Annotated in this window: 14 protein-coding genes; 12 read left to right on the top strand and 2 right to left on the bottom strand. The window is 43.5% G+C overall.

The features are described 5' to 3' along the window. Positions 1-322: 322 nt before the first annotated feature. From AB9N12_RS02575 to AB9N12_RS02625, 11 genes are all read left to right on the top strand, one after another. A complete protein-coding gene (locus AB9N12_RS02575) occupies positions 323-3,397 on the top strand; it encodes a SusC/RagA family TonB-linked outer membrane protein (RefSeq protein WP_369889431.1) in 3,075 nt (1,024 codons plus the stop codon). Positions 3,398-3,429: 32 nt separating this feature from the next. After that, a complete protein-coding gene (locus tag AB9N12_RS02580) occupies positions 3,430-5,292 on the top strand; it encodes a RagB/SusD family nutrient uptake outer membrane protein (protein WP_369889433.1) in 1,863 nt (620 codons plus the stop codon). Between the two features lie 792 nt (positions 5,293-6,084). Further along, a complete protein-coding gene (locus tag AB9N12_RS02585; RefSeq protein WP_369889434.1) occupies positions 6,085-6,957 on the top strand; it encodes an electron transfer flavoprotein beta subunit/FixA family protein in 873 nt (290 codons plus the stop codon). Between the two features lie 2 nt (positions 6,958-6,959). Further along, the gene (locus AB9N12_RS02590) at positions 6,960-7,979 is read left to right on the top strand and encodes an electron transfer flavoprotein subunit alpha/FixB family protein (RefSeq protein WP_369889436.1); all 1,020 of its coding nucleotides are present in this window, start codon (positions 6,960-6,962) and stop codon (positions 7,977-7,979) included. Between the two features lie 6 nt (positions 7,980-7,985). Then, positions 7,986-9,692 (top strand): acyl-CoA dehydrogenase family protein, encoded by a 1,707-nt coding sequence (locus AB9N12_RS02595; protein ID WP_369889438.1) that lies wholly within the window; start codon positions 7,986-7,988, stop codon positions 9,690-9,692. A gap of 186 nt (positions 9,693-9,878) precedes the next feature. Then, complete coding sequence (locus tag AB9N12_RS02600; RefSeq protein WP_369889440.1) at positions 9,879-10,298, top strand: hypothetical protein; 420 nt, start codon at positions 9,879-9,881, stop codon at positions 10,296-10,298. Between the two features lie 38 nt (positions 10,299-10,336). Continuing rightward, positions 10,337-15,397 carry a DUF4132 domain-containing protein gene (locus AB9N12_RS02605; RefSeq protein WP_369889442.1) on the top strand — a complete coding sequence of 1,687 codons (5,061 nt, stop codon included), beginning with the start codon at positions 10,337-10,339 and terminating at the stop codon, positions 15,395-15,397. Positions 15,398-15,404: 7 nt separating this feature from the next. Continuing rightward, on the top strand, positions 15,405-15,875 hold the full coding sequence (locus tag AB9N12_RS02610; protein ID WP_369889444.1) for a GAF domain-containing protein: 471 nt from the start codon (positions 15,405-15,407) through the stop codon (positions 15,873-15,875). Between the two features lie 576 nt (positions 15,876-16,451). Beyond that, the gene (locus AB9N12_RS02615) at positions 16,452-17,363 is read left to right on the top strand and encodes a DUF2157 domain-containing protein (RefSeq protein ID WP_369889446.1); all 912 of its coding nucleotides are present in this window, start codon (positions 16,452-16,454) and stop codon (positions 17,361-17,363) included. After that, a complete protein-coding gene (locus tag AB9N12_RS02620; protein ID WP_369889448.1) occupies positions 17,347-18,321 on the top strand; it encodes a DUF4401 domain-containing protein in 975 nt (324 codons plus the stop codon). Before AB9N12_RS02615 ends, AB9N12_RS02620 begins: the two co-directional genes overlap by 17 nt. Continuing rightward, the gene (locus AB9N12_RS02625) at positions 18,308-18,805 is read left to right on the top strand and encodes a GDYXXLXY domain-containing protein (RefSeq protein ID WP_369889450.1); all 498 of its coding nucleotides are present in this window, start codon (positions 18,308-18,310) and stop codon (positions 18,803-18,805) included. Before AB9N12_RS02620 ends, AB9N12_RS02625 begins: the two co-directional genes overlap by 14 nt. Before the next feature lie 356 nt (positions 18,806-19,161). On the opposite strand, the gene AB9N12_RS02630 is transcribed toward AB9N12_RS02625, so the two are convergent. Beyond that, entirely contained in the window at positions 19,162-22,062 is a 2,901-nt protein-coding gene (locus AB9N12_RS02630; protein ID WP_369889452.1) for a MepB protein, read from the bottom strand. A 374-nt stretch (positions 22,063-22,436) separates the two neighbouring features. Beyond that, a complete protein-coding gene (locus tag AB9N12_RS02635) occupies positions 22,437-23,375 on the bottom strand; it encodes a tyrosine-type recombinase/integrase (protein ID WP_369889454.1) in 939 nt (312 codons plus the stop codon). A gap of 781 nt (positions 23,376-24,156) precedes the next feature. Here AB9N12_RS02635 and AB9N12_RS02640 point away from each other — a divergent pair. Then, positions 24,157-25,095, top strand: coding sequence for a hypothetical protein (locus tag AB9N12_RS02640; RefSeq protein ID WP_369889455.1), 939 nt, complete (start codon positions 24,157-24,159; stop codon positions 25,093-25,095). The last annotated feature ends 61 nt before the right edge of the window (positions 25,096-25,156 follow it).

Raw genomic sequence — 25,156 nt, forward strand, 5'->3', positions numbered from 1 at the left:
AATCAACGTTCCATAATGTGATTCAGATCAATTCATGTTATGGGATGTTGCTTTTAACCCAAATTCATCTATTATTTGTACATCTGCAACCTAAACATTATACTTCCATCTACTTATACCATCTAATCTTTTATATTCCAGAACGTTAGTACTTTTATCCAACTATTCTTTAGGATTCAAAATCTGTATACACTCCTGCAAAATCTGTATACAAACGGGAATACATACACTTTTGACAAGAATAGCTACACGGTTACATATTAGAGTTCATACTTTTACCTCCACAAAAATTCAAAAATTGAATCAACAAAAAAAAGAACAAATGAACTTAAATGTAAGACTAAGAATCTTATTTCTGCTGAGTTGTTTCATCAGCATCGGAATGAGTGCACAGAAAAACATGAATGTGCAGGGTAAAGTAGTGGATGCGACCACTGGTGAATCTATCATCGGTGCCAACATCGTTATCAAAGGCACTACCATCGGTACAATTACCGATTTTGATGGTAACTTTACATTGGAAGCCAACGTGGGTTCCACACTTACTGCAACCTTTATAGGTTATGTCCCACAGGAAATAAAACTAAAAGACACACAACCTCTCAGAATCAAACTGGTGGAAAATGCCAAAGAACTGGGTGAAGTCGTAGTAGTGGGTTACGGCACACAGAAGAAAATTTCCTCCATCGGCGCACAATCGAGCGTAAAGATGGTGAGCGACTTGAAACAACCCGTGGCACACATGTCGAGCTCCTTGAGCGGACGTATCAGCGGTCTTATCGGACAGCAGTCATCGGGTGCACCGGGAGACAACACCTCCAACATTTGGATTCGCGGTATCGCCACATTAGGAGGCACTTCTCCGCTAATCATGGTAGACGGTGTTGAACGCAGCATGGATGAGCTCAATCCGGAAGATATCGAATCTGTAAGCATCATGAAAGACGCATCAGCTACAGCCGTATTCGGTGTGCGTGGTGCAAACGGTGTTATCATCATCAATACTAAACAAGGACGTATCGGCAAGCCACAAATCCGTGCTGAATATAATTTTGGTGTGACAGACTTTACCAAAGTGCCTCGTTTGGCCGATGGAGTAACCTACATGAATGCCGCCAACGAAGCCTTTACGACCCGTGGGAAAGACGCTTTCTTCTCGGAAGAGAAAATACAGAACACCATTGACGGAATAGACCCCTACCTGAATCCGACTGTGGACTGGTTCGATGAACTTTTCACCAAAATGGGAACCACTCAGAATGCTTCGCTCAGCGTGAACGGAGGTACGGAGAACGTGCAGTATTATGTATCCGCGTCCATGTATAGTGAAACCGGACAGCTCACTCGCGACAAAGCACAGACCTTCGACTCCGGACTGAGATACAAACGTTTCAATGTCAATTCGAACATCAACATGAAGATAACGAAAACCACCGACTTAAAAGTGAACGTCAAAGTGATGGTAGAAGACGCCAACAAACCCAAAGACGGTGCTTCCCGTGCATTCTCCGATGCCATGAACATGCCTCCAGTAACGATGCCGGTACGCTATCCTAACGGAGAGATTCCCTTCATAAGCACAGGTGGCGGACTGATGAACCCATGGGCCGAACTGACACAGACAGGGTACGAAAGCAACGTAAAAAGCAAGATGATGGCCGACATCACTATGAAACAAGATTTGAGTTTTCTGCTCAAAGGCCTGAACTTCCGCGCCATGTTTGCGTATGACACTTACAACCGTTCTTATATAAAACGTACAAAGAACTACGATACTTATTGGGCCGACAGCCGCGATGAGAACGGCGAACTGATTTTAAATCAGACCAACCAACAAGGTTCGGCAAGTCCATACCTAACCACCTCAGGCGGAACAACAGACAATACCCGCAAATACTACTTTGAAGCTTCGCTCAACTATGCACATACGTTCAACAAACTGCATAATGTGACCGGTATGTTGATGGTCAACCTGAGCGACAGGCTCAATCTGAGAGCAGACAATCTGGTGGCTTCGCTTCCTTACCGTTCTACCGGTCTGGCCGGACGTTTCACTTACGGATTCAATGAACGCTACATGGTCGAATTCAACTTCGGTTACAACGGTTCCGAAAACTTCAACCCCGACAAACGGTTCGGTTTCTTCCCATCTGTAGGTGCAGCCTGGGTGATTTCGAACGAACGTTGGTTCGAACCAATCTCCAAGACCATCTCTCTATTGAAATTCCGTACTTCTTACGGTTTGGTAGGTAACGACCAGATTAAAATCAACGGAAACGACTACCGGTTCGGATTCCTTTCCGAAATGGACGGCAATGCCAGCGGTTACCAATTTGGTACAGGCGGCTCGACCTACAATGTGACCAACGGTTATCAAATTTCGAAATATGGAGCCAATGTGACATGGGAAACAGCCAAAAAGTTCAACTTCGGGTTCGACTTAAATCTGTTCAACGATATGCTTGCTTTCAATGTGGACTTCTTCAAAGAACGCCGCGAAAACATCTTCTTAATGCGTAGCTCCATTCCGCAAACCATGGGTCTGACGGGTAACATTGTAGGTAACCTGGGTATCGTAGACAACAAAGGTTTCGAAATCAATGTCGACTTCAACAAGCGCATCAACAAATGGGATCTCGGAGTGAAAGGAACCATGAGTTACAATAAAAACAAAATTGTGGAAGACGACTCCCCCCAAAAGCCTTATGCTTGGATGGACCGTCGAGGCAGCATCATCGGTCAGCAGTACGGCTACATCTGTGACGGATTCTATACCCAAGAAGAGATTGATAATCCCGATGTAGCCAAAACAGCTGAAACAGTATTGGCCGGTGACTTGAAATACCGCGACTTGAATGATGACAAGATCATCGACGAATATGACAAGACTTACATCGGACGCGGAACAGTGCCCCGTATCACTTATGGTTTCGGTACAACGATCGGATACAAAGGATTCACATTGGGAGCTTTCTTTCAGGGAGTGGGCCAGAACGACATCTATGTCAATGGCAGCTTTGTTCCTTTCCAGAACGGTACTGCCAAAGGCAACATCCTGGCCAACATCACCGACCGTTGGACCGAAAGCAACCCACGTCAGGATGCGTTCTATCCGCGCCTGAACTATGCTTCGGACAATAACCAGAATTATGCTTCAAGCACACACTGGATTGTGAATGGTGCCTACCTACGCCTCAAGACACTGGATTTCGGCTACACCTTCCCAGCATCGATGACGCACAAGCTAAGAATCTCGACCCTCAGACTCTACACCTTGTTGTCAAACGTACTGACCTTCTCATCTTTTGCCCTTTGGGACCCTGAACTGGGTAATGGATCCGGTAGCAAATACCCGAACATCGCTACATACAGCGTAGGACTTTCATTTCAATTTTAATAACCATTCATACATAAATTAAGAGACACATCATGAAACTAAATAAGTTATTTATCACTGCCGCAATGAGCAGTTGCCTTCTGCTTTCCTCGTGCAGTTCGTTCCTCGACCAAGTACCCGACGATGTAGTCAGTCTGGAGGCTGTCTTCTCGACAAAAAAAGACGTAGAACGCTACCTAAACACCGTCTACAGCTATATTCCTCAAGAACAAAACCCGAAAAACGGAGGTGGACCCGTGTGCGATGAAATGGACTTCCCTTGGCCCGAATACGAAGAGAACTACATCAACAATGATGCGATGACTCCTGCCAAAAGCTGGCGTCAGTCGTGGGGAAAGTACTATCGCGCCATCCGCCAAGCGTCCACTTTCATCTCACACGTAGATGCCTGCAACGACTTCAATCTGACAGCCGACCTGAAGCGTCAGTATAAAGCCGAAGCCCGTTTCTTACGTGCGTATTACTACTTCAACCTGATGCGTTGGTACGGACCTTTGGTTATCATGCCCGAAACGGAAATCAACATGGATGCTCCACTCAAAGAGACCAGCATTCCGCGCAGCACTGTCGACGAAACCGTGCAATATATCTATGACCAACTGGAGCAGGCATGCGAAGAAAGGCTGATGGACTGGTATTATTCAAACCTCGACTACGGACATGCCACCCAAGCAGCTGCCCGTGCATTGCAGGCACGCGTGCTACTCTATGCTGCCAGTCCGCTCTACAACGGCAATGCCGATTACGCCAAGTATAGCTACTTCCAAACTCCCAACGGCACACCACTGATTAACCCAACTTATTCAGCAGAGAAATGGACCAAAGCCCGCAATGCCACCAAGCGTTTTGTAGAAGAATATGGCAGCCGCTTCGGACTCTACAAGAGCGATGACAATCTGAACAATGACCCAATGATAGACTACCAGTATCAGTTTCTCGAAACAGATTGGAGCAAAAACAAAGAAATCATCTTTGCCCGCACCAATTGCGGCTTTTGGGACTTCGAGGCTAACGGACCGCGTTTTGTGAATGGCTGGGCAGGATATGCTCCCACACAGAATGTAGTTGACGACTTTTACACAGAAAACGGACTCCCCATCCGCAATACAGCATGGGCAGACAAGGATGCCGCTTATCCCGAAAATGACGAAACCGGAGAAGCCTGCGCCACACCGACCCGCTATGCACTGGCCGGCACCAGCCTGATGTATGCCAACCGCGAGCCTCGTTTCTATGCTTCTATCTGCTACGACAACAGCCGCTGGCTGGCTCCCAACTCCACGCCCGAAGATAAACGTACCATCTGCCAGTTCTATAAAGGAGGAAATACAGGTCTGAGCACCTCGCGCAACAAATCAACAACGGGCTACATCATGCGTAAGTTCTCCAACCCGACCGTCAACTGGAAAAACAGTCAAAGTGTAGGTAATCGCCACATGGCTATTATCCGCATGGCAGAAATCTACCTGAACTATGCCGAAGCAGAGAATGAATGCGATGACCGCAACATCGAAACCGTGCTTCATTATGTGAACCTCGTGCGCGAACGTGCCGGACTACCCGGATGGTCAGTCAGCCAGAAGAACGGATACAATATGCTGAAGTCTTCTTCGAAAGAGGCTGTACGTCTTATGATTCAGCGCGAACGCCGTATCGAGCTGGCTTTCGAGAACCATCGCTTCTTTGACGAACGTCGTTGGAAGATTTTCCAGGAAGTAGAGAAAGACGGTATCTGGGGTATGGACATCAATCAGGTACGTCCCTCTTTCTACACCCGCGTGCAGACCGAGCCTCGTCCGAGTGCTTTCAAATACTACTTGTGGCCCATCCCACAAGACGAGTTCTATAAGAACAAGAACATCATACAAAACCCCGAATGGGAATCAGAAAAATAATCCGATAATCGGAAAAGAGGCTTAAAAAAGGAAAAGGGGATTTCCGGAAAATCGTATACAAATCGGTTCCGGCACTCCCTTTTCTCTTTCTAATCATTTTCTAACCCGTTGGCGGAATTAAATTAGCGTATATTTAACTCAGCCAATTCTTTTTCTCATCTTGGCAAAGTCGGAAATGCCGGTTTCAAATCCGATATTGGCCGTTTCAAACAGATTCTATAGGTTGTGCATACGATATTTGTCAATTAGAAGTTTATCTTCTATGAATGAATTAAGTTTTTTACAGACAAGACACACTGTGTAAGACAAATGTATCTTCCACAATATCTTACACCGTATTAGGCCACTGCATACCAATCGAATAAATCGATTTGGTGTAAAGTGCAAGATAAAATGTATTTTTAAATACTATGAAGCTAATCTTAAATTATCGTTCCAACGCATAGTCCATATATACCCAAAGTACAGCGTACATAGATTCAATATACAAGGTATATATAACCTGCACATTGGATGTTAATAGCTGATGTATCAGGTATTAACACCTGACGTGTCAACTATTAATACTTGACATCTCAACTATTAACAGTTGACGGTCAGCTTATTTTTTATCGTGTTTATTTGCTCAAAATCCTTAAACTTGTGCATTTTTTGCCTGGTTTTCTTGTCAGAACCAAGTGTTTGAGTAAATTTGCACACTGATAGTTAACCGGATAGTTTGGATAGCAAGAGATTACTACTATTAACTACTGGCTGCTAACTTGTAGAAATACTAATACTAAAATTTATAACATGAGTTTGAAAATTGTTGTATTGGCAAAACAGGTTCCCGACACACGTAATGTCGGGAAGGATGCCATGAAAGCCGACGGAACGATTAACCGTGCGGCACTTCCCGCCATCTTCAACCCCGAAGACCTGAATGCACTTGAGCAAGCGCTTCGATTGAAAGATGCTCATCCAGGCTCTACCGTAACCATCCTGACAATGGGACCGGGACGTGCAGCCGATATTATTCGTGAAGGACTTTTCCGTGGGGCAGATAACGGTTACTTGCTGACCGACCGTGCTTTCGCCGGTGCAGATACACTGGCTACTTCTTACGCACTGGCTACCGCCATCCGCAAAATTGGTGACTGTGACATTATTATCGGTGGTCGTCAGGCTATCGATGGTGATACAGCCCAAGTAGGTCCTCAGGTAGCAGAAAAACTAGGACTGACGCAAATCACATACGCAGAAGAAATCCTGGAAGTGGGTGATGGTAAAATCAAAGTGAAACGCCACATCGACGGTGGAGTTGAAACAGTGGAAGGTCCGTTGCCTATCGTGATTACCGTAAACGGCTCGGCTGCTCCCTGTCGCCCGCGCAACGCGAAACTGGTTCAGAAATACAAACATGCCAAGACTATCACGGAAAAACAGCAAGGCAACCTTGATTATACGGACCTGTATGACAAGCGCGATTATCTGAATCTGACAGAATGGAGCGTAGCTGACGTAAACGGTGACCTTGCACAATGCGGTCTGTCCGGTTCGCCGACCAAAGTGAAAGCCATCCAGAACATTGTGTTCCATACGAAAGAGAGTAAAACCATCAGCGGCAGCGACCGTGACGTGGAAGACCTGATTGTTGAACTATTAGCTAACCACACCATCGGATAATCATGAATAACTTATTTGTATATTGCGAAATAGAAGAAGGTAACGTTGCAGACGTCAGCCTCGAACTTCTGACCAAAGGTCGTTCGTTAGCCAACCAGTTGAACTGTCAGCTCGAAGCTGTGGTTGCCGGAAGCGGCCTCAAAGATATTGAAAAACAAATCCTTCCTTACGGAGTAGACAAACTTCACGTTTTCGACGGTGAAGGACTTTATCCTTATACTTCACTTCCTCACACCTCGATTTTGGTGAACCTTTTCAAAGAAGAGAAACCGCAAATCTGCCTGATGGGCGCTACCGTCATCGGTCGTGACCTCGGTCCGCGTGTCTCTTCTGCTTTGACCAGCGGGCTGACTGCCGACTGTACTTCACTCGAAATCGGTGACCACGAAGATAAAAAAGAAGGTAAGACTTATAAGAACCTGTTGTATCAGATCCGTCCGGCATTCGGCGGTAACATCGTTGCTACGATTGTAAACCCCGAACACCGCCCGCAAATGGCAACTGTCCGCGAAGGTGTGATGAAGAAAGAAATCCTCTCTCCGACTTATCAGGGAGAGGTCATTCGTCACGATGTGAAGAAATATGTGGCCGATACGGACTATGTGGTGAAAGTAATCGAACGCCACGTAGAAAAGGCAAAGAATAACCTGAAAGGTTCTCCGATTATCGTAGCCGGTGGCTATGGTGTAGGTTCGAAAGAGAACTTCGACCTGTTGTTTGACCTCGCTAAAGAACTTCACGCAGAAGTAGGCGCCAGCCGTGCTGCCGTTGACGCAGGCTTCGCAGAGCACGACCGTCAAATCGGTCAGACGGGTGTAACGGTTCGTCCGAAACTCTATATCGCTTGCGGTATCTCCGGACAAATTCAGCATATCGCCGGTATGCAGGAAAGTGGTATCATCATCTCCATCAACAACGACCCGGATGCTCCTATCAACACGATTGCCGATTACGTAATCAACGGAACTATCGAAGAAGTTGTGCCGAAGATGATTAAGTATTATAAACAAAATAGCAAGTAAGGAAAGATGGCTAATTATTATACAGACATACCGGAACTCAAGTATCACTTGAACAATCCGATGATGAAACGTATTTGCGAGCTCAAAGAACGCAATTACAGAGATAAAGATGAATTCGACTATGCTCCGCTGGATTTCGAAGATGCTATAGACTCTTACGACAAAGTATTGGAGATTACCGGAGAAATCACCGGAGAAATCATCGCCGCTAACGCAGAAGGTGTAGACGAAGAAGGTCCCCACTGTGCCAATGGTCGCGTAGAATATGCTTCCGGAACCAAACAGAATCTGGACGCGATGGTGAAAGCCGGTCTGAACGGTATGACCATGCCACGCAAATTCGGTGGTTTGAATTTCCCGATCACTCCGTACACCATGTGCGCGGAAATCGTGGCTGCCGCCGATGCAGGTTTCGGAAATATCTGGTCTTTGCAGGACTGCATCGAAACGCTGTATGAATTCGGTAATGCCGACCAACACAGCCGCTTCATTCCTCGTGTATGCCAAGGCGAAACAATGTCTATGGACTTGACTGAACCGGATGCAGGTTCCGACCTTCAATCCGTTATGCTGAAAGCTACTTACAGCGAAAAAGACGGATGCTGGTTGCTGAACGGTGTGAAACGTTTCATTACGAACGGTGACGCTGATATTCACCTCGTACTGGCACGGTCGGAAGAAGGTACAAGAGACGGTCGTGGTTTGTCTATGTTCATCTATGACAAACGCCAGGGGGGGGTGAACGTACGTCGTATCGAGAACAAACTTGGTATCCATGGTTCACCTACGTGCGAATTGGTGTATAAGAATGCAAAAGCCGAACTTTGCGGTGATCGCAAACTCGGTTTGATTAAATACGTAATGGCTTTGATGAACGGTGCCCGCCTGGGTATTGCCGCACAATCCGTAGGTTTGAGCCAGGCTGCATACAATGAAGGATTGGCTTACGCCAAAGACCGCAAGCAGTTCGGTAAAGCGATCATCGAATTCCCGGCAGTATACGATATGCTGGCTATCATGAAAGGCAAGTTGGATGCCGGACGTGCATTGCTGTATCAGACAGCACGCTACGTAGACATCTACAAAGCATTGGACGACATCGCCCGCGAACGTAAACTGACTCCGGAAGAACGTCAGGAACAGAAAAAATACGCTAAACTGGCGGACAGCTTTACTCCGCTGGCCAAAGGCATGAACTCTGAATATGCCAACCAGAACGCTTATGACTGTATCCAGATTCACGGTGGTTCAGGATTCATGATGGAATATGCTTGCCAACGTATCTACCGTGACGCACGTATCACCAGCATCTACGAAGGAACCACCCAGTTGCAGACGGTAGCCGCCATCCGTTACGTGACAAACGGTTCTTACCTCGCCACTATCCGCGAGTTTGAAGCTATTCCCTGCTCACCGGAAATGGAACCGCTGATGTCTCGCCTGAAGAAGATGGCTGATAAATTCGAAGCAAGCACCAACGCTGTGAAAGAAGCGCAAGATCAGGAATTACTAGACTTCACTGCCCGCAAACTGGTGGAAATGGCTGCTGATATTATCATGTGCCATCTGCTGATTCAAGATGCCAGCAAATCTCCCGAACTGTTCTCCAAATCTGCACATATATATTTGAATTATGCGGAAGCAGAAGTAGAAAAGCATACAAGCTTCATCGAAAACTTCGACAAAGAAGATTTGGCTTTCTACAAAAAGTAATAAATAATCTATCAAATTTTATAAAAGCATCCCTTCTTACGAAGTGGATGCTTTTTTATTTGTCACGCTCTATTATTTTCTCATTATTATTCTATACATTTGTCAGTGAGATAAGTAATTTCTCTTTTGATGACTTCAGAAAAATGTCATTACATCAAATATTCAAATTACCCAATAAAAGAGAATATGAGAGTATATATCCAAGTCAAACAGCTAGGAAGACGGAAGTGCAGCATTGAAAAGATCCCTGTCGACTTTCCTGTCCCGCCTGCCAATGTACAAGAGATGATTGAAGCCATCGTCAGTTGGCAAGTCCGCGAATATAATGAACGCTTGCAACAAAGCGAAGTACTAAAATATCTCACACAAGAAGAGGTGGAAAATAAAGCAGCCTCCGGCAAAGTAGGATTTACAGTCAATTATAACGGCAAACCTGCCGCGGAAGTTGAAGCAATCACCAATGCTTTGCAATCCTATGAGGACGGAATTTTCCGCATCTTCATGGATGATACGGAAGTTGGAGCCCTATCCTCTCCCATCCAACTTAAAGAAGAATCTACCTTAACCTTCGTCCGGCTCACTATGTTGTCGGGAAGATTATGGTAACCATTATCCTATAAGACACTTTTAAAACGAAAAGAATCATGAGACTGATTTATAATGACGCATTAAATAAGCGGATTGCTCCGTACCTGGAAAGGTTAACGAAAAAGAGAACCGGTTTGGACAAAGAGACAATGGCATTGTTGGATATATTTATGCAATACTTCAACATGGATACCCGGTATGATACATACAGCGATAAATTAGAGCCTTGCATCATCTATATTATTCAAGAAGAGAAGATTAAAAGCGTTGCCAATCTTTTCGATGGTAAGTTGAACAAGATACTCCGCTATCTATTGGGAGACGAGTACGCCCACCTGTTCCACACTTATTTGAAGCTCAAAGCACGATGCCCGTACACTCACGGATACTCGCGCCGGTCACAACGGTCGGCAAATCCTCTTCTACATATCGGCCACGTCATAGATGCACTGACCCAGTTTCTGAAACTACGCGCCACCGGATTTACGGTTCAAGCCATACTGAACGGAGGAAACACTCCGAAAGAAATAGAAGCATACAAAGATTCGATGGACTGCCAAAACTGGATGTCCGCTCAAATAGCAGAAGGTAACCAGACTGTTATTAAACACCTCAGCAACGTACTGACCAGTGAGAATAACGCCAACCGCCTCAACCAGAGACATCTCCAAGCTATCGCAGTAAGCGGATACCTCCCCTTGCTGGAACTGGAAGGGAAGTTACTTCTGGCAGCCAAACTACAGGAAGGCCTTCGTCAAGCTATCATGGAAACGATGGACGAAGGTTGTCCCGAAAGTTATCTCCATCTTTTCTCGGTCATCTACGACAACGGCCTGCAGCGATTCGCCTCCGTGAAACGCGGTATTGCAGTTAGCACGGGGATCGGAGAACAAGACAGCAACGAACGTATCACCCATAAATATATAGAACTGATCCATCGTTTTCTGAACGACCGGCAACAAGCATACCATGCTCTTCAAAGCAAAGATACAGTCGAACTCTATCTGGCTTTATGGAGCATCGGATTCTATCATACGGAAGAGATTCAAACGCTTGTGCCGGAAATTATCAAGAAAGGCGCCCAATATCAGGTACAGACGTTACTTTATTTCTTGCGTTGTACACAATACTCAGGCATGAACCATCACATCAGTAAAGATGCCTTCGAAAAATGGCATACGGAACCGTCGGTGGTAGCGGCTATCTTACCGCTGTATCTGTCCGATCTCTATCTCAGCCGATACGGAGGGGACAAAGAGTCCCCGTCGCTCCACGATTATTTTGATAGCAAAGAAGAGGCGATCCGCCATTATCAATATCTGAAGCAAATCTATCAGTCCATCTCCACCAAAGAGATTTATTCTCCTTATGTGTTCCCTTGGGAAAACGCAGAGCTCACCCGCTCGGAAGTCGTTCTCAAGATGGCATACATCACCTGGATAACCGAGAACTCTGCATTGAAAGACGATCTTTGCAGCTATCTCCCCTCCCTGGATAGTTATATGCGGGCAGGTTATATTGGTGTCGTATTGGCTCCACCGACCAGTCCGCTACAAGCAGAATATGTACTGCAATCACTGAGCGACCGTTCGCAGGATGTGCGTGAAGAAGCATATAAAGTATTATCCGAGATGACCTTGTCGCCCGAACAAAACCGGAAAATAGAAGAGTTGCTGCGCTTCAAATACAGTGAGATGCGTATCCATGCTATCAATCTGCTGATGAAGCAGCCCCAAGAACAGCTGGGCGGCAGCATCCGCCGCTTGCTAACGGACAAGGTTGCCGAACGCCGCCTGGCAGGATTGGACATGATGAAGACCATACACAATGTAAAAATCCTACAAGATATCTATCGGGAACTGCTCCCGACAGTCAAAGAGATTCAAAAGCCGAACCCCAAAGAAAAAGTATTGATAGAATCTCTGATTGGCGATGGAACAGAAGAGAACATCACACAACAGTATACCCGAGAAAACGGTTTCGGCCTGTACGATCCGTCTCTTGAAGTCAATCTGCCGGAAATTACTCAGGACAAAGGATTCAACGTTAAAAAAACATTCGAATTCATTTGCTTCGGAAGGGCCAAACTCGTTTTCAAGAGACTAAGCAAATACATCGAAACCTACAGGAATAAAGAATTCAAAAACAGCTATGGAGAAACATGCCTGATAGGTAACAGTGTCCTGATGAACTGGGGCAACTACGGAGGATTGAGCGGACTCGGATTCCCTGAATTATGGAAAGTCTTCTACGAAGAAGAAATAGGAAGCTATGACAAATTGCTGATGATGAGTTTCATGCTTGCATCGACAGGTACCCCTAAAGATAAAGACGACTCCAACGAGGAAGATGAAGAAGACATCAAGGCAGACCAGGAATCAAGTAATACTTTTGAGCCACTTGTCAACCGGATGTATGCCGGCATCACTTACCGCGGACTGCAGAAAGAGCTCCGAAAGATGCCGTATTATGAACAGATGAACGACATCATCGAAGCACTGGCATACGAGTACAAAGAGGAAGCCGTCTATCAACGACTGTCTGTCAATATGCTACTCCAACTGTTGCCTTTGCTAAACACCCGGAACATTTTCCGCCAGTACACCAGTAAGCATGCATGGCTCCGGGACAAACAGGAATATGGAGAAAGACAAATCGTTTACCCGATACATAATAACAAATTCGTGAACTTCTGGCTCAAAATGCCTCAAAAGCCCATGAGTGATGATCTATTTATCCGTTATTTCACAGTGCGCTATCAGCTTTATAAGCTCACCAACTACATGGAGCACACCCCCGAACTGGAGGAAACAGACTCTTATCTTCATGCCACGGACTTCGCCCGTGCCTGGATGCTGGGAATCATCCCGACAGAGGAAGTGTACCGTGAAATGATGGGGCGCATCAGCTCCCCCGGGCAGATCAAGGAAATTACGATGGTATTGAACGACCACATTCGTTTCAACAAGGAAAAAGAAAGATACGCCGATATCAAATATATCGACCTCTCCCTCTTCCGTTCCCTCACCCAAAAAGTGGTAGACCGGATTCTTGAAATCGAATTAAAACGCGGAGACTCCAAGACACAAGTTACCTCCCTTGCAGAAGAATTAAAATATATCTATGGCGCCCCAACATTTATCCGTATTCTGCAAGCATTCGGCAAAGACACTTTCATACGTGACAGTTACAACTGGGGTAACACCAAACGGGGTGTATTAAGCAGCTTGCTCCATGCTTGCCATCCCCTGCCGACAGACACCAGCGAGAATGTGAAAAGACTGGCGAAGCAAGCCGAAATCAGCGACGAGCGACTGGTAGAAGCCGCCATGTTCGCTCCGCAATGGATTGAACTGACTGAAAAGGCAATAGGCTGGAAAGGGCTGACAAGTGCTGCCTATTATTTCCACGCCCATACCAATGAGACATGTGACGAGAAGAAGAAAGCAATCATCGCCCGCTACACTCCTATCGACGTGGAAGACTTGCGGGAAGGTGCTTTTGATATCGACTGGTTCAAGGATGCGTTTAAGACGATTGGCAAACGACGCTTCGAAGTGGTCTACAATGCCGCCAAATATATCTCATGCAGCAATAGCCATACCCGTGCCCGTAAGTTTGCCGATGCCATCAACGGTGCGGTGAAGGCGGCAGATGTAAAGAAAGAAATAGTTGCCAAACGCAACAAAGACTTATTGATGAGCTACGGCCTCATCCCATTGGGACGGAAACCGGACAAAGAATTGTTGGATCGTTATCAATACCTGCAAAAGTTCCTGAAAGAGAGTAAGGAATTCGGTAGTCAAAGACAGGAAAGCGAAAAGAAAGCGGTAAACATCGCCCTGCAAAACCTGGCACGTAACTCCGGTTACGGAGACGTTACGCGCCTGACCTGGAGCATGGAAACGGAACTAATCAAGGACCTCCTCCCCTACCTGTCTCCCAAAGAAATAGACGGTGTAGAAGTGTATATACAAATCAACGAGGAAGGCAAATCGGAGATAAAGCAAATCAAAAACGGCAAAGAGCTCAACAGTATGCCTGCCAAACTGAAAAAGCATCCGTATGTAGAAGAACTGAAAGCGGTACATAAAAAGCTGAAAGACCAGTATACCCGCTCCCGCGTGATGTTGGAACAGGCGATGGAAGACTGTATCCGTTTTGAAGAAAACGAATTGCGCAAGTTAATGCAAAACCCTGTTATCTGGCCATTGTTGAGGCATCTTGTCTTTATCTGTAACGGACAGACAGGCTTCTACACCGATGGATTGCTGGTGACTGTGAATGCCGTTTGCCTCTCGCTAAAACCGAAAGACGAGTTACGCATCGCCCATCCCACAGACCTGTACGCAAGCGGAGACTGGCACGCTTATCAGAAATTCTTGTTCGATAAGGCTATCCGCCAACCTTTCAAGCAGGTATTCCGTGAGCTCTATGTTCCGACTCCGGAAGAAACAGAAGCCACTCAATCCCGCCGTTACGCAGGCAATCAGATTCAGTCACAGAAAACGGTTGCCATACTGAAAGGACGCCGCTGGGTAGCCGACTATGAAGACGGTCTCCAAAAGATCTATTACAAAGAGAACATCATCGCCATCATCTATGCCATGGCAGACTGGTTCTCTCCTGCCGACATCGAAGCTCCGACATTGGAATATGTCTGCTTCTACAACCGCAAAGACTACAAACTGATGAAAATCTCGGAGATTCCTCCTGTCATTTTCTCGGAAGTGATGAGGGACGTAGACCTGGCAGTAAGTGTAGCCCATGCCGGAAGCGTTGATCCGGAAACCAGCCACTCTACCATCGAGATGCGCAGCGTACTGGTGGAACTGACAATGTCGTTGTTCCATTTCAAGAACGTGACGGTACAAGGAAGCTTTGCCCACATTGAAGGCAAACTCGGCAAATACAAGATCCATCTGGGCAGCGGTGTGATCCATCAGGAAGGCGGCGCACAAATTGCCGTTCTTCCGGTACATTCGCAAAGTCGCGGACGCCTGTTCCTACCTTTTGTAGATGAAGATCCGAAGACAGCCGAGATATTGACTAAGATCATCTTCTTTGCAGAAGACGATAAAATAAAAGACCCAAGTATCCTGAACCAAATTAAATAGAAAAGATATGGCAGAAAATTTAATCATCAGCACGGGAAGCAAGGAAGAGAAGTACCGGGAGTTACTTCCGCAACTACATGCTTTGGTAAGTACGGAGACGGATCTCATAGCCAATCTTGCCAACATGGCAGCAGCCTTAAAACAAACTTTCGGTTTCTTCTGGGTAGGCTTTTATCTTGTGAAGAAAGAAGAACTCGTATTAGGTCCGTTCCAAGGTCCCATTGCCTGTACCCGCATCCGCTTCGGTAGAGGAGTTTGCGGCACAGCCTGGAAAGAAGCCCGTACACTGATTGTTCCCGATGTAGAGCAGTTTCCCGGACACATAGCTTGTAGCTCGGACTCGAAATCGGAAATAGTAGTACCGATCCTAAAGCAGGGCAAAGTTGTCGGAGTGCTGGATATCGACAGTGATACATTGGATAGTTTTGACACTATCGATGCACGCTATCTGGAGGAGATTTGTACGTATATTGGATAAGTTAATGGACGAGGCTACGATAGATAGAATGAAGAAGACACATACATTGTAAATCAAATAAAAACCAATATAAACAAATAAATATGGACAAGCTTTTAATAAAAAGAATTCTTTCTACAAATCCTCTCCCTATTGATTTCGTCAATTCCTCTTTCAACCTATCACCATCGTCCTGAAACTCTTTATTCATCGTATTTACAGGGCGGTGATAGGTTGTTGCTAACCTATCACCTGTATCTGTCACCTATCACCTGGTCCTCCGTAAGGAAACACTAGTTCCACCGTAAGGAAACTCTAGTTCCACCATAAGGAAACTCTAGTTCCACCGTAAGGAAACACTAGTTCCATCATAAGGAAACACTAGTTCCCCCGTAAGGAAACAAGAATTACTCCTTATTAAAATGATTGTTTACTAGACGCTTTTTCAAAAAAATAGGTGGTGATAGGTGATAGATTGAAAGAGGATTTTCATTTTTATGTATGAGAGAGCCATGTCTCATTGACTAAATTATCTGACGATTTACTTGCAGATGTCAGATAATTTTGCAAATATTGCATATAAAAAGTAAAAAACACATGGAAAAGACCGTTTTTTCGCCTTTATCCCGACAAGCGCTGTATGCAGACAACAAACAATGGAAGCAATTCCTTTCTATTTTTTTATTGGCAGTGGGCGTTGGTTTTACAGTAGTAGGCACTATCTTCTTTTTTGCCTACAACTGGGATGAATTACCTAACTTTGTAAAATTAGGAATAGTGGAGGTGTTACTAGCAGTTTCTGTCCTGCTCGCCACATTCACCCGTTGGAATAAACTTGTCAAACAGATTCTCCTGACCGGAGCCACGTTCTTGATAGGTACGCTTTTCGCCGTCTTCGGGCAAATCTACCAAACGGGAGCCGATGCCTACGATCTTTTTCTGGGATGGACCCTTTTCACCATTCTCTGGGCGGTTGCTATCCGTTTCGCTCCGTTATGGCTGACGTTCATCGGATTACTTTGTACCACGATATGGTTATACAATATACAGATTGCTAACGCCAACTCTTGGGAAATGACTTTACTAGCCAATGCAGTAACCTGGATATGTGCCATGGCAACGATAATCACGGAATGGATGAGCGCAAAAGGTCATTTGAACAGGAATAATCGTTGGCTTGTCAGTCTTCTTTCACTGGCTACTATCATACACACCAGTTTCCTGTTAATGATGGCAATCTGCAAAGAGAACACCATATTGTCTGTTCCTCTCATAAGCACCGTCCTTCTATTCTCTGTAGGCCTTTGGTATGGATGGAAAATAAAAAAACTGTTCTATCTGGCTATTATTCCGTTTGCTTCATTAATGATTCTATTGACTACATTCATATCACAAAGTGATCTTGGAGATATTCTCTTCTACGGAGGAATTATTGTTATCACCGGAACAACTTTGCTTATTTACATCATTCTTCATTTAAAAAAGCAATGGTATGGTACAGAAGCATAACCTCACTATTCAAGTCGTATCCATTATCGGAGGAGTCCTGACGGCTATTTTCTTTTTGGGATTTTTGGCACTTGCCGAGATTTTCCGCTCCGATATTTCTTGCCTGATTGTAGGAAGTATATTACTTCTCACGACTCTGACAATCAGCCGCATGGTGGTCCGGCCTTTTCTGGATGCAATCAACATCACTTTATACATAGCCGGATGTGTATCGATTAGTCTGGGTATAAATACCAGCATTAATCTCCTCTTCATTACACTTATGGGAATCAGTACTCTCACATTCTTGCTATCAAGAGGTTTTATCCTCCCCTTTCTTTCAGTCATTCTGTTTAATATCTCTTTCTTCGGAGAAGCAGCCCATGTCTTTTCTTCGTTTTATCCCTTGCAAATAGCTGCAATTCCTATCCTTACACTGTTTCTACTTACCAACATCTTTGAAAACAAGTTGTTTGAATGTATAGGAACAAAGAATCACTTTTCCAAATACAGACCATTTCATTTCGGATTATTCGTATCCGGTATCGTCTCACTGGGAGGATTATCAATCAATTATCTGATATCAGAAACAAATAGTTGGCTTGTGTCTTGCATACTGTCTATTTGTATATGGTTCGGAATTCTTATCATGGTTCAACGAATCATGCAGGTCATGAAAGTGGATAATGTAGTAAATCAGGTTGGCATCTACATTCTTTGTATTGTTATCTGCCTGCCTACCGTGTTTGCTCCTTATTTATCCGGTAGCTTGTTACTGATTTTAATATGCTTCCATTATGGTTACAGAGCGGAGTGTGCTGCCTCGCTCCTTCTCTTTATCTATGCTGTTTCCAAGTATTATTATGATTTGAATTTGAGTCTGCTCAACAAATCCATAACGCTTTTCTGCATCGGAATTGCATGTATTACAGCCTGGTATTTCTTCACTCAAAAAAGGACAAGACATGAAAAAGTATAGTCGAATATTGATTATCGCAAACCTGATATTGTTACTGGGATATTTCAACTGGTCGGTTTACAAGAAAGAGCAGACCTTGAAAAACGGACGTTTGGTTTTGTTGCAGCTGGTCCCCGTCGATCCCCGGTCTCTCATACAAGGAGACTATATGAGGCTTAACTACAAGGAAGCCTCATCTGATCTGCTAGATGATCAAACCGACACACGCGGTTATGCCATATTACATACTGACAGTAATCAGGTAGGAGAAATTGTACGGCTACAAAACACTTTGGAGCCTGTAAACGACAATGAGCTAGTTATCAAATATAAAATAATAAACAGACGCCTCTTCCTCGGTGCCGAATCTTTCTTCTTTGAAGAAGGACAGGATACTCTTTATCAAAAAGCCATGTATGGCGGACTGAAAGTGGATGATAAAGGACAAAGCCTACTCGTGGGACTGTATGATGAGGACTTTCAGCAAATTCAACCTGATAAATAGCAGTAAAAGCCCGGACTTTCTCAAGCTCGGGCTTTTATTCTCAAAACATCTCCTTAATCAATAGGGAAATAAGAGACTAGCAATTTGATTTCTAGTACAAATAAGAAGACGTTATGAAATAAAAAAAGGGATACCTGTGGGAAATAAGGGGGAGGTATCCCTTTCTATAAGAAGAGCAGAATTAGAAGGATTGACTTTCACAAGCCAAATCCTTCACTCTGTTTCTTCTCGGTGGCTTCTTCACATAAGGTGAAGAAGAGTTTGATCTTTCTGCATCTGGAGTAGTTTCAACTGTAAAACATCCTTTGCTTATATGAAATATTAGGAAGTTTGAAACGACTCTCCAATTTTTCTTCTTATTCTTCTGCCGGAATAGTTACAGTAATTGTATTCTTTCCTTCATAATTCTTAATTGTCCCCCATTTAGATACAGCTTTTACTTCTATAGTATAAGTTACAGCCTGGTAGAAATGGTGAGATTTACCTTCCGCTGTAAAGGTCACCTTTCCAGTAGAAGGATCAAGAGACAGATAAGTTGACGCAGCAGCTTCTTTAAATGCAAAAGTAGGAGCTACCAGACCATAGATAACAAGAGGATCAGTTACCGAAGTTGCAAATCCATTGCTTCCTGTTCCTGCTACTACGGCACCATTCTTCCACATAGTTTTACCTGCTAAATCATTCCAAGCAAAGCCTGTTGAAACATTATATTCTCCTGATTTATCAGATAAAGAAAGCGTCTTTTCAGTCGGAGCAACCCAAGTTCCACTAATATCTTTCACTTCAACAATACCTTCAATCGTATCCTCTACTTTACCATTATAGCTAGCCTTAATTGCAAACTTAACTACAGCCGGTACTGATTCACCATCAACAGTCATTTTACCGGTGTAAGTGTCTTTGTTAAACGTAAACTTAGCATCGTTTTCAGCATAGCTAACACCAGTAATACTGTTTTCAGTAATGTTAGTAGTGATTTTGAAAGTACCCCCCTTAGCCAAAACAGCAGCCTTAACAGCATCAAAGTTGGAGAATATAGTAGCAAGCTTAAATTCGGAAGTAATAGCAGTAGCTGCTGTCTCAGAGTCTCTGGTCGGAGTAAAGCCTGTATGAGTTTGATCTGAAGACCACATTTCCGATACTCTAGCCAATTTAGCCAAAGTGATAGGCTTAATCTTGACCGGAACATTTACAACAAGTGTATAACCGTCTCCTTCAAACTTAGCTGTTGCGGTATAATCACCAGCAGCTGTATTTTTAGGAATGATTAAAGTCAAAGCATTACTATTACCCTTTTCTAAGCGTATACCTGTTGTTGGTAAAGTTCCAACCAAGTTCAAACCTTCATAAGCTGATGGACGGATATTCACAGCTGGATTATTATAAATCTTAGCAACATCTAAAACTACTCTCTCCTCTGCAGCAGCTGCAGCTTCATTAGTCCAGTCACGTTCTTCCATATCATACGTGTGTGTAAGTTCATCAATAGTACGTGTTACTGTTACAGTTCCTAACTTCTTAGGATTCTCTGAACTAGTTTCCAAATAGAAACCTGGAGCTGTTACTTTAGTTATGACATCAGCAGTTTTATCCAAAGAAGCAATGAGGCCGGATGTTTTTAGACTAACACTACCCTTAGAAGAAATTTCAAATAGCTCTGAATCTGTTCCATCCAAGCTATAAGTCGTCTCAAAGATATTCTTTACATTCAGTTCTTCCAATGTTTTGGTAAATGCTGTGCCTCCACTTGCAGTTGTTGTATATGCAACTGTCAAAGTTCCAACTCCCGAATAATCAACCGGTTGGGGAACATCATAAATAATCTCGCCTGCTTTCTCTGTTGCTACCATATAATATGCAGTCTTCAGATAATAACTAGACTGAATCACCGCGATATAATCAGAATTAACATTTGTCGGAACCAATCCTTCTTTACCTTCCGCATCCTTCTTACTTGCAATATTCAAAGATATCGCATGGCTCTTTTCACTTGAAGTAGTTAATGATACCGTAAGAACACCGGCTTCACAGTTCTTCACTTCTACGGCAAACGGTTCAGCGGCACGAGTCCAGTTACGTTCTTCAGCATTTAACTTAATTTCGTAATTTTTATTGAAATCCTCCAAAGTCATAGCAGCAGACGCCGGAGAAATACGGAATTGCAATTCTTTTGCATCCGCACTCTTCGCTGCAACAACATAAGAAGATGAGGTTGAAGTTTTCTTAGCATACAATGTATAGAAATCTACGCTATGATCTATTGTTGTAGGAATATATACTACGCTCTGAATCATACTATTAATAGCAACACCCAGCTTTTCAAGATCCCCTTTCAACGTTTCTATATCTGTCTTTACAATCCCCAATTCTGTCTTAACAATTTCCTTGACTGCGTCTCCGAATTCAGTACTTGAATAAAGGCCGGAAAGAGTACCTTTCAGAGATTTTACCTCTGCAACTACATCTTTTACACCACCTTCAAATCCATTATTACTTGCTGTTTGTTCCAACTCCTTTTTATAGTCTTCCAATTCCACAAGTCTAGCAAGAATACCATTTTCATCATCATTGATAGCAGTATACAAACCTTGAATAACTTTTGCAACTGTTCCATCCTCTCCGGCAAGAGCTGCAACTTCCTTCATACCACCAAACTCTACAAGAACTTGCGTTTGAATAGCCCCATTAATTGCAGCAGCAATCTTTCCATCTTCACCTAAAGCAGCAGCAATCTCATTACTGATATATCCAGGCAGATTTGCTGTTTGAACGTAGTTTTTCAATTCTTCTTTCGTAGCAAAAGTGTCTTTTAAACCATTCAATTCATTAACCAAGCCATCCAAACCGTCAATTCTCCTTTTCAAATCGTCAATATCAGACTGATGAAGATTTTCCAGTGCTTTCAGATCATTCTTAGCCGCCGTCAAATCTGTTGTCAACTGAGCGACCGTTGATTTATCTGCAGCGTTTTTCAATTTGTCCTCCAAATCAGCAACTTTCTGATTCAAAGTTGTGATTTGAGAATCTTTATTCTCCAAATTTGTCTTTAATGTAGCTAACTGACCTTCCAAAGCACTTTTAGCTGCATTAATAGCTGATTGCATGTCTCCCACGCTCACAGGATTATTTGACTTGATCTGGTCAATTTGTTCCTGCACACTTTTTACATCATCATCGTAGTCCTTGCAGCCTACATAGGTGACAGTAGAAAGCGCCAACGCCCCGAAGAACATCACTTTTACAAAATTTTTCTTCATAACTACTTAAAAATTACATTAATAATATATTATTAAACACTAAGTTTCAATAATAACATATCCGTTACTCTGTAGGTAACGGAGAAACCTTTGTAACTGCTCTTCGGGAGTAGTCTATACTGAAAAATGATACCAAATGTGATGAAACTTTTTACCCCTGCTTCTGAAAGGCAGTAGAGGGGAAGGAAATCTTTTGCAAAATTTAGAGGTTAACAAAACCCTAATACAAAGAATCCATGTGTTTTATTTGCTACAGTTCTACTTTTGAATAATTTATTAGAAAAAATGTATGAATTCATTTGGTTGTTTTAAGAAATATGCTCATATTTGCACCGATATTTATTCACGTTACCTACAGAGTAACAGTATAATTTTCAAGCACTTGCACCTGTTACTGAACGCTTTACAAAATCAAGAACTCGCTCATTTGCTTCATCAATTTTCTTATTCCTGAAAGGCTTCAGATAGGTTTCAGTGACGGTAATAGACGAATGTCCCATCGCTTCAGAAATAATACCCGGATGGATTTCACAATAATACGCCGTCGTAGCCCAAGTATGGCGCGCGGTGTACGAACTAAGTTTATCCCCCAATCCGAGTAATTCACCCAATAACATCAGTTGTCGGTTGAAGTTACGCAATGCAAGCTGATATTCGCGATAAGCTTCTTTGGTTCCTTCACGACTTCTCAACAACGGAAATAAATAAGGAGAAGAAGAATCACGATTCATGTATTTCTTTACCAAAGCCATTGCTTCCGGAGTCAATGTCACCGACAATGGTCGCCCGGTTTTACGTCTGCGATACGTTATTACATTATCGCGCAAATCACTCTTACGCAAATAAGCAAGATCGACAAACGGCATACCACGAAGTGAAAACATCAGCATAAATAGCTCCTGCGCCTGATATACCGCTAATGGTACCCCCAACGCACGAGATAATTTAGTAAACACCTTCTTCATATCTTCATCATCCAGTGCACGCTTATGATCAGCTCGCGTTCCGGTATAAACAGAACGAAACAAATGAGGAACATAAGGAGCTTTCTGAAGATCGACAGCACGATTGTAAACCGCACGAAAGGTCCGTAAATAGGTAGAAACGGTGTTCCAACTGCATCCACGACTACGAAGATATACCTCGAACCCTTTCAACCACTCCGAAGTCACTTCACTAAAAACAAAATCTTTTTTCCCACGATAAGCAATGATGGCATTCAGACTACTACGATAAACATGTGCAGTTCCAAAGTTTCCCTCCATCTGTAACCCAGCGGCTACCTGCTTCATAAATGCTAGTACTTTCAACATCTCATAATTTATTAATAATTTAGACAATAAATATAAGGGGATTCCTACAATCGAACAAATGGATGACAGAGATAGTTGATTTCTTAACACGGATCTTTCATTCAAAAAATGATGGATTTTACCAATGTACTAAATTACAGGCTATTCATTTAGACTCTGATCAGGCTTCTGTGTTTTGAGGCAGTACGAATTCGGCATGACAAGAGAAGCAACATTGAAAATCAATTTGTTTGGAAATCGGTTTAGTTGCACTTTTTAAATGGAAAGAGCCGTGCTAAAGATTAATAATGTGCTGAAACATGGAGGAAAAGACAAGCTCTCTCATAGATAATTCTCTTTAACTTATCACCGTCGTCCAGAAACTCTTTATTCATCGTATTTATTTATCTATCACCTCCTGTTTTGTAACAAAATCTATACCTATATTGTCACACATATCTCATTGATAATAAACCGGTTAGTTCAAAAAAGTGACAAGTGACATTATAAAGCACCCATTAAACTTCAGTGTGTGATGCCCTTTTGAGCAAATGCATCAAACAAGCTGAAAGGATTGCAAGATTCAATCATTCTTCCCAATCAACCATAGCTGTGTACTTTGTCATACCAGAACCAAGATGCAACACCGAATAGACCTCCCGCTCTTTCTCCAAACATTTTATATCGAATTCTTTTAACTTAGAATACCGTAATTCCTTTCCGATAGAAAAATTAACCTTTTCATCCTCTCATTAATCAAATAAAAGAAGTATATTTGCTTCATTATTAAACTGTAAGCAATATGACCATCATCGCCAATCCCATTTACGACGCCGTCTTCAAATTCTTGATGGAAGATAAGAAAGTCGCCAAGATATTACTTTCCGCATTGCTCAAAAAGGATATCATAGACCTTGAAATGCGTCGGCACGAGTATACTTCCATGGAACATACGCGCATCTCACTCTTTCGTATAGACTTTTCTGCAAAGATTCGTGAGAATGACGGTTCGGAACACCTTGTCCTCATCGAACTGCAAAAGACCTGGCTCATCACTGAAACCTTGCGCTTCCGCCAGTATCTGGGCACTCAGTATCTCAACAAGGAGAATATCATCGAAGAAAAGAACGAGCATGGGCAAAGGCGTACGTATGGGTTGCCCATCATCTCTATCTACATCCTGGGGCATCCCTTGGGTGACCTTACCGAACCGGTGGTTTACGTACGCCGCCGCTATCTGGATTATGATGACAATCCTCTTCCTTCTCCCGACCCCTTCATCGAGAGCCTGACCCATGACAGCATCATCGTACAGATTCCTTTCCTCACCGGACGAACCTGTAACCGCCTCGAACGTCTGCTGAGTGTATTCGATCAGGAATACCGTCAGGCTGATAGCGAACACTATCTGGAAATTAACGATGAGCATCTTGATGATGAGGTGAAGTGTGTTGTCCATCGACTGCTGAAGGCTGCTGCCGCACCCAACGTGCGTCGTGCCATGGATATAGAAGACGAGATTCTTTCTGAAATAGAGGACAGGGATACGACAATTATGATGAAGAATAAGGAAATTGAGCAGAAAGAGCAGGTGATTGAACAGAAAGAGCAGGTGATTGAACAGAAAGAGCAGGTGATTCGTTCAATGGTTAAGATGCTCTGTAACAATGGGACATCGGTTGAAGAGATATCCAAACAATTGTCAATACCAGTGGAGCAAATCAAAAAATACATCGATTAATATATTATTCTCCTTTGGTAAAGCAACAAACGCTATAAAAATAGCAGCGACACTTTTATGC

The sequence above is a fragment of the Bacteroides sp. AN502(2024) genome (assembly GCF_041227145.1).
Taxonomy (GTDB): Bacteria; Bacteroidota; Bacteroidia; order Bacteroidales; family Bacteroidaceae; genus Bacteroides.

What these genes read in the sequence shown, in the direction of transcription:
- AB9N12_RS02610 (WP_369889444.1), top strand. Translation starts at nt 15,405, where the DNA reads ATGGCAGAAAATTTAATCATCAGCACGGGAAGCAAGGAAGAGAAGTAC.
- AB9N12_RS02595 (WP_369889438.1), top strand. Translation starts at nt 7,986, where the DNA reads ATGGCTAATTATTATACAGACATACCGGAACTCAAGTATCACTTGAAC.
- AB9N12_RS02615 (WP_369889446.1), top strand. Translation starts at nt 16,452, where the DNA reads ATGGAAAAGACCGTTTTTTCGCCTTTATCCCGACAAGCGCTGTATGCA.
- AB9N12_RS02625 (WP_369889450.1), top strand. Translation starts at nt 18,308, where the DNA reads ATGAAAAAGTATAGTCGAATATTGATTATCGCAAACCTGATATTGTTA.
- AB9N12_RS02630 (WP_369889452.1), bottom strand. Translation starts at nt 22,062, where the DNA reads ATGAAGAAAAATTTTGTAAAAGTGATGTTCTTCGGGGCGTTGGCGCTT.
- AB9N12_RS02620 (WP_369889448.1), top strand. Translation starts at nt 17,347, where the DNA reads ATGGTACAGAAGCATAACCTCACTATTCAAGTCGTATCCATTATCGGA.
- AB9N12_RS02640 (WP_369889455.1), top strand. Translation starts at nt 24,157, where the DNA reads ATGACCATCATCGCCAATCCCATTTACGACGCCGTCTTCAAATTCTTG.
- AB9N12_RS02600 (WP_369889440.1), top strand. Translation starts at nt 9,879, where the DNA reads ATGAGAGTATATATCCAAGTCAAACAGCTAGGAAGACGGAAGTGCAGC.
- AB9N12_RS02605 (WP_369889442.1), top strand. Translation starts at nt 10,337, where the DNA reads ATGAGACTGATTTATAATGACGCATTAAATAAGCGGATTGCTCCGTAC.
- AB9N12_RS02635 (WP_369889454.1), bottom strand. Translation starts at nt 23,375, where the DNA reads ATGTTGAAAGTACTAGCATTTATGAAGCAGGTAGCCGCTGGGTTACAG.
- AB9N12_RS02575 (WP_369889431.1), top strand. Translation starts at nt 323, where the DNA reads ATGAACTTAAATGTAAGACTAAGAATCTTATTTCTGCTGAGTTGTTTC.
- AB9N12_RS02580 (WP_369889433.1), top strand. Translation starts at nt 3,430, where the DNA reads ATGAAACTAAATAAGTTATTTATCACTGCCGCAATGAGCAGTTGCCTT.
- AB9N12_RS02585 (WP_369889434.1), top strand. Translation starts at nt 6,085, where the DNA reads ATGAGTTTGAAAATTGTTGTATTGGCAAAACAGGTTCCCGACACACGT.
- AB9N12_RS02590 (WP_369889436.1), top strand. Translation starts at nt 6,960, where the DNA reads ATGAATAACTTATTTGTATATTGCGAAATAGAAGAAGGTAACGTTGCA.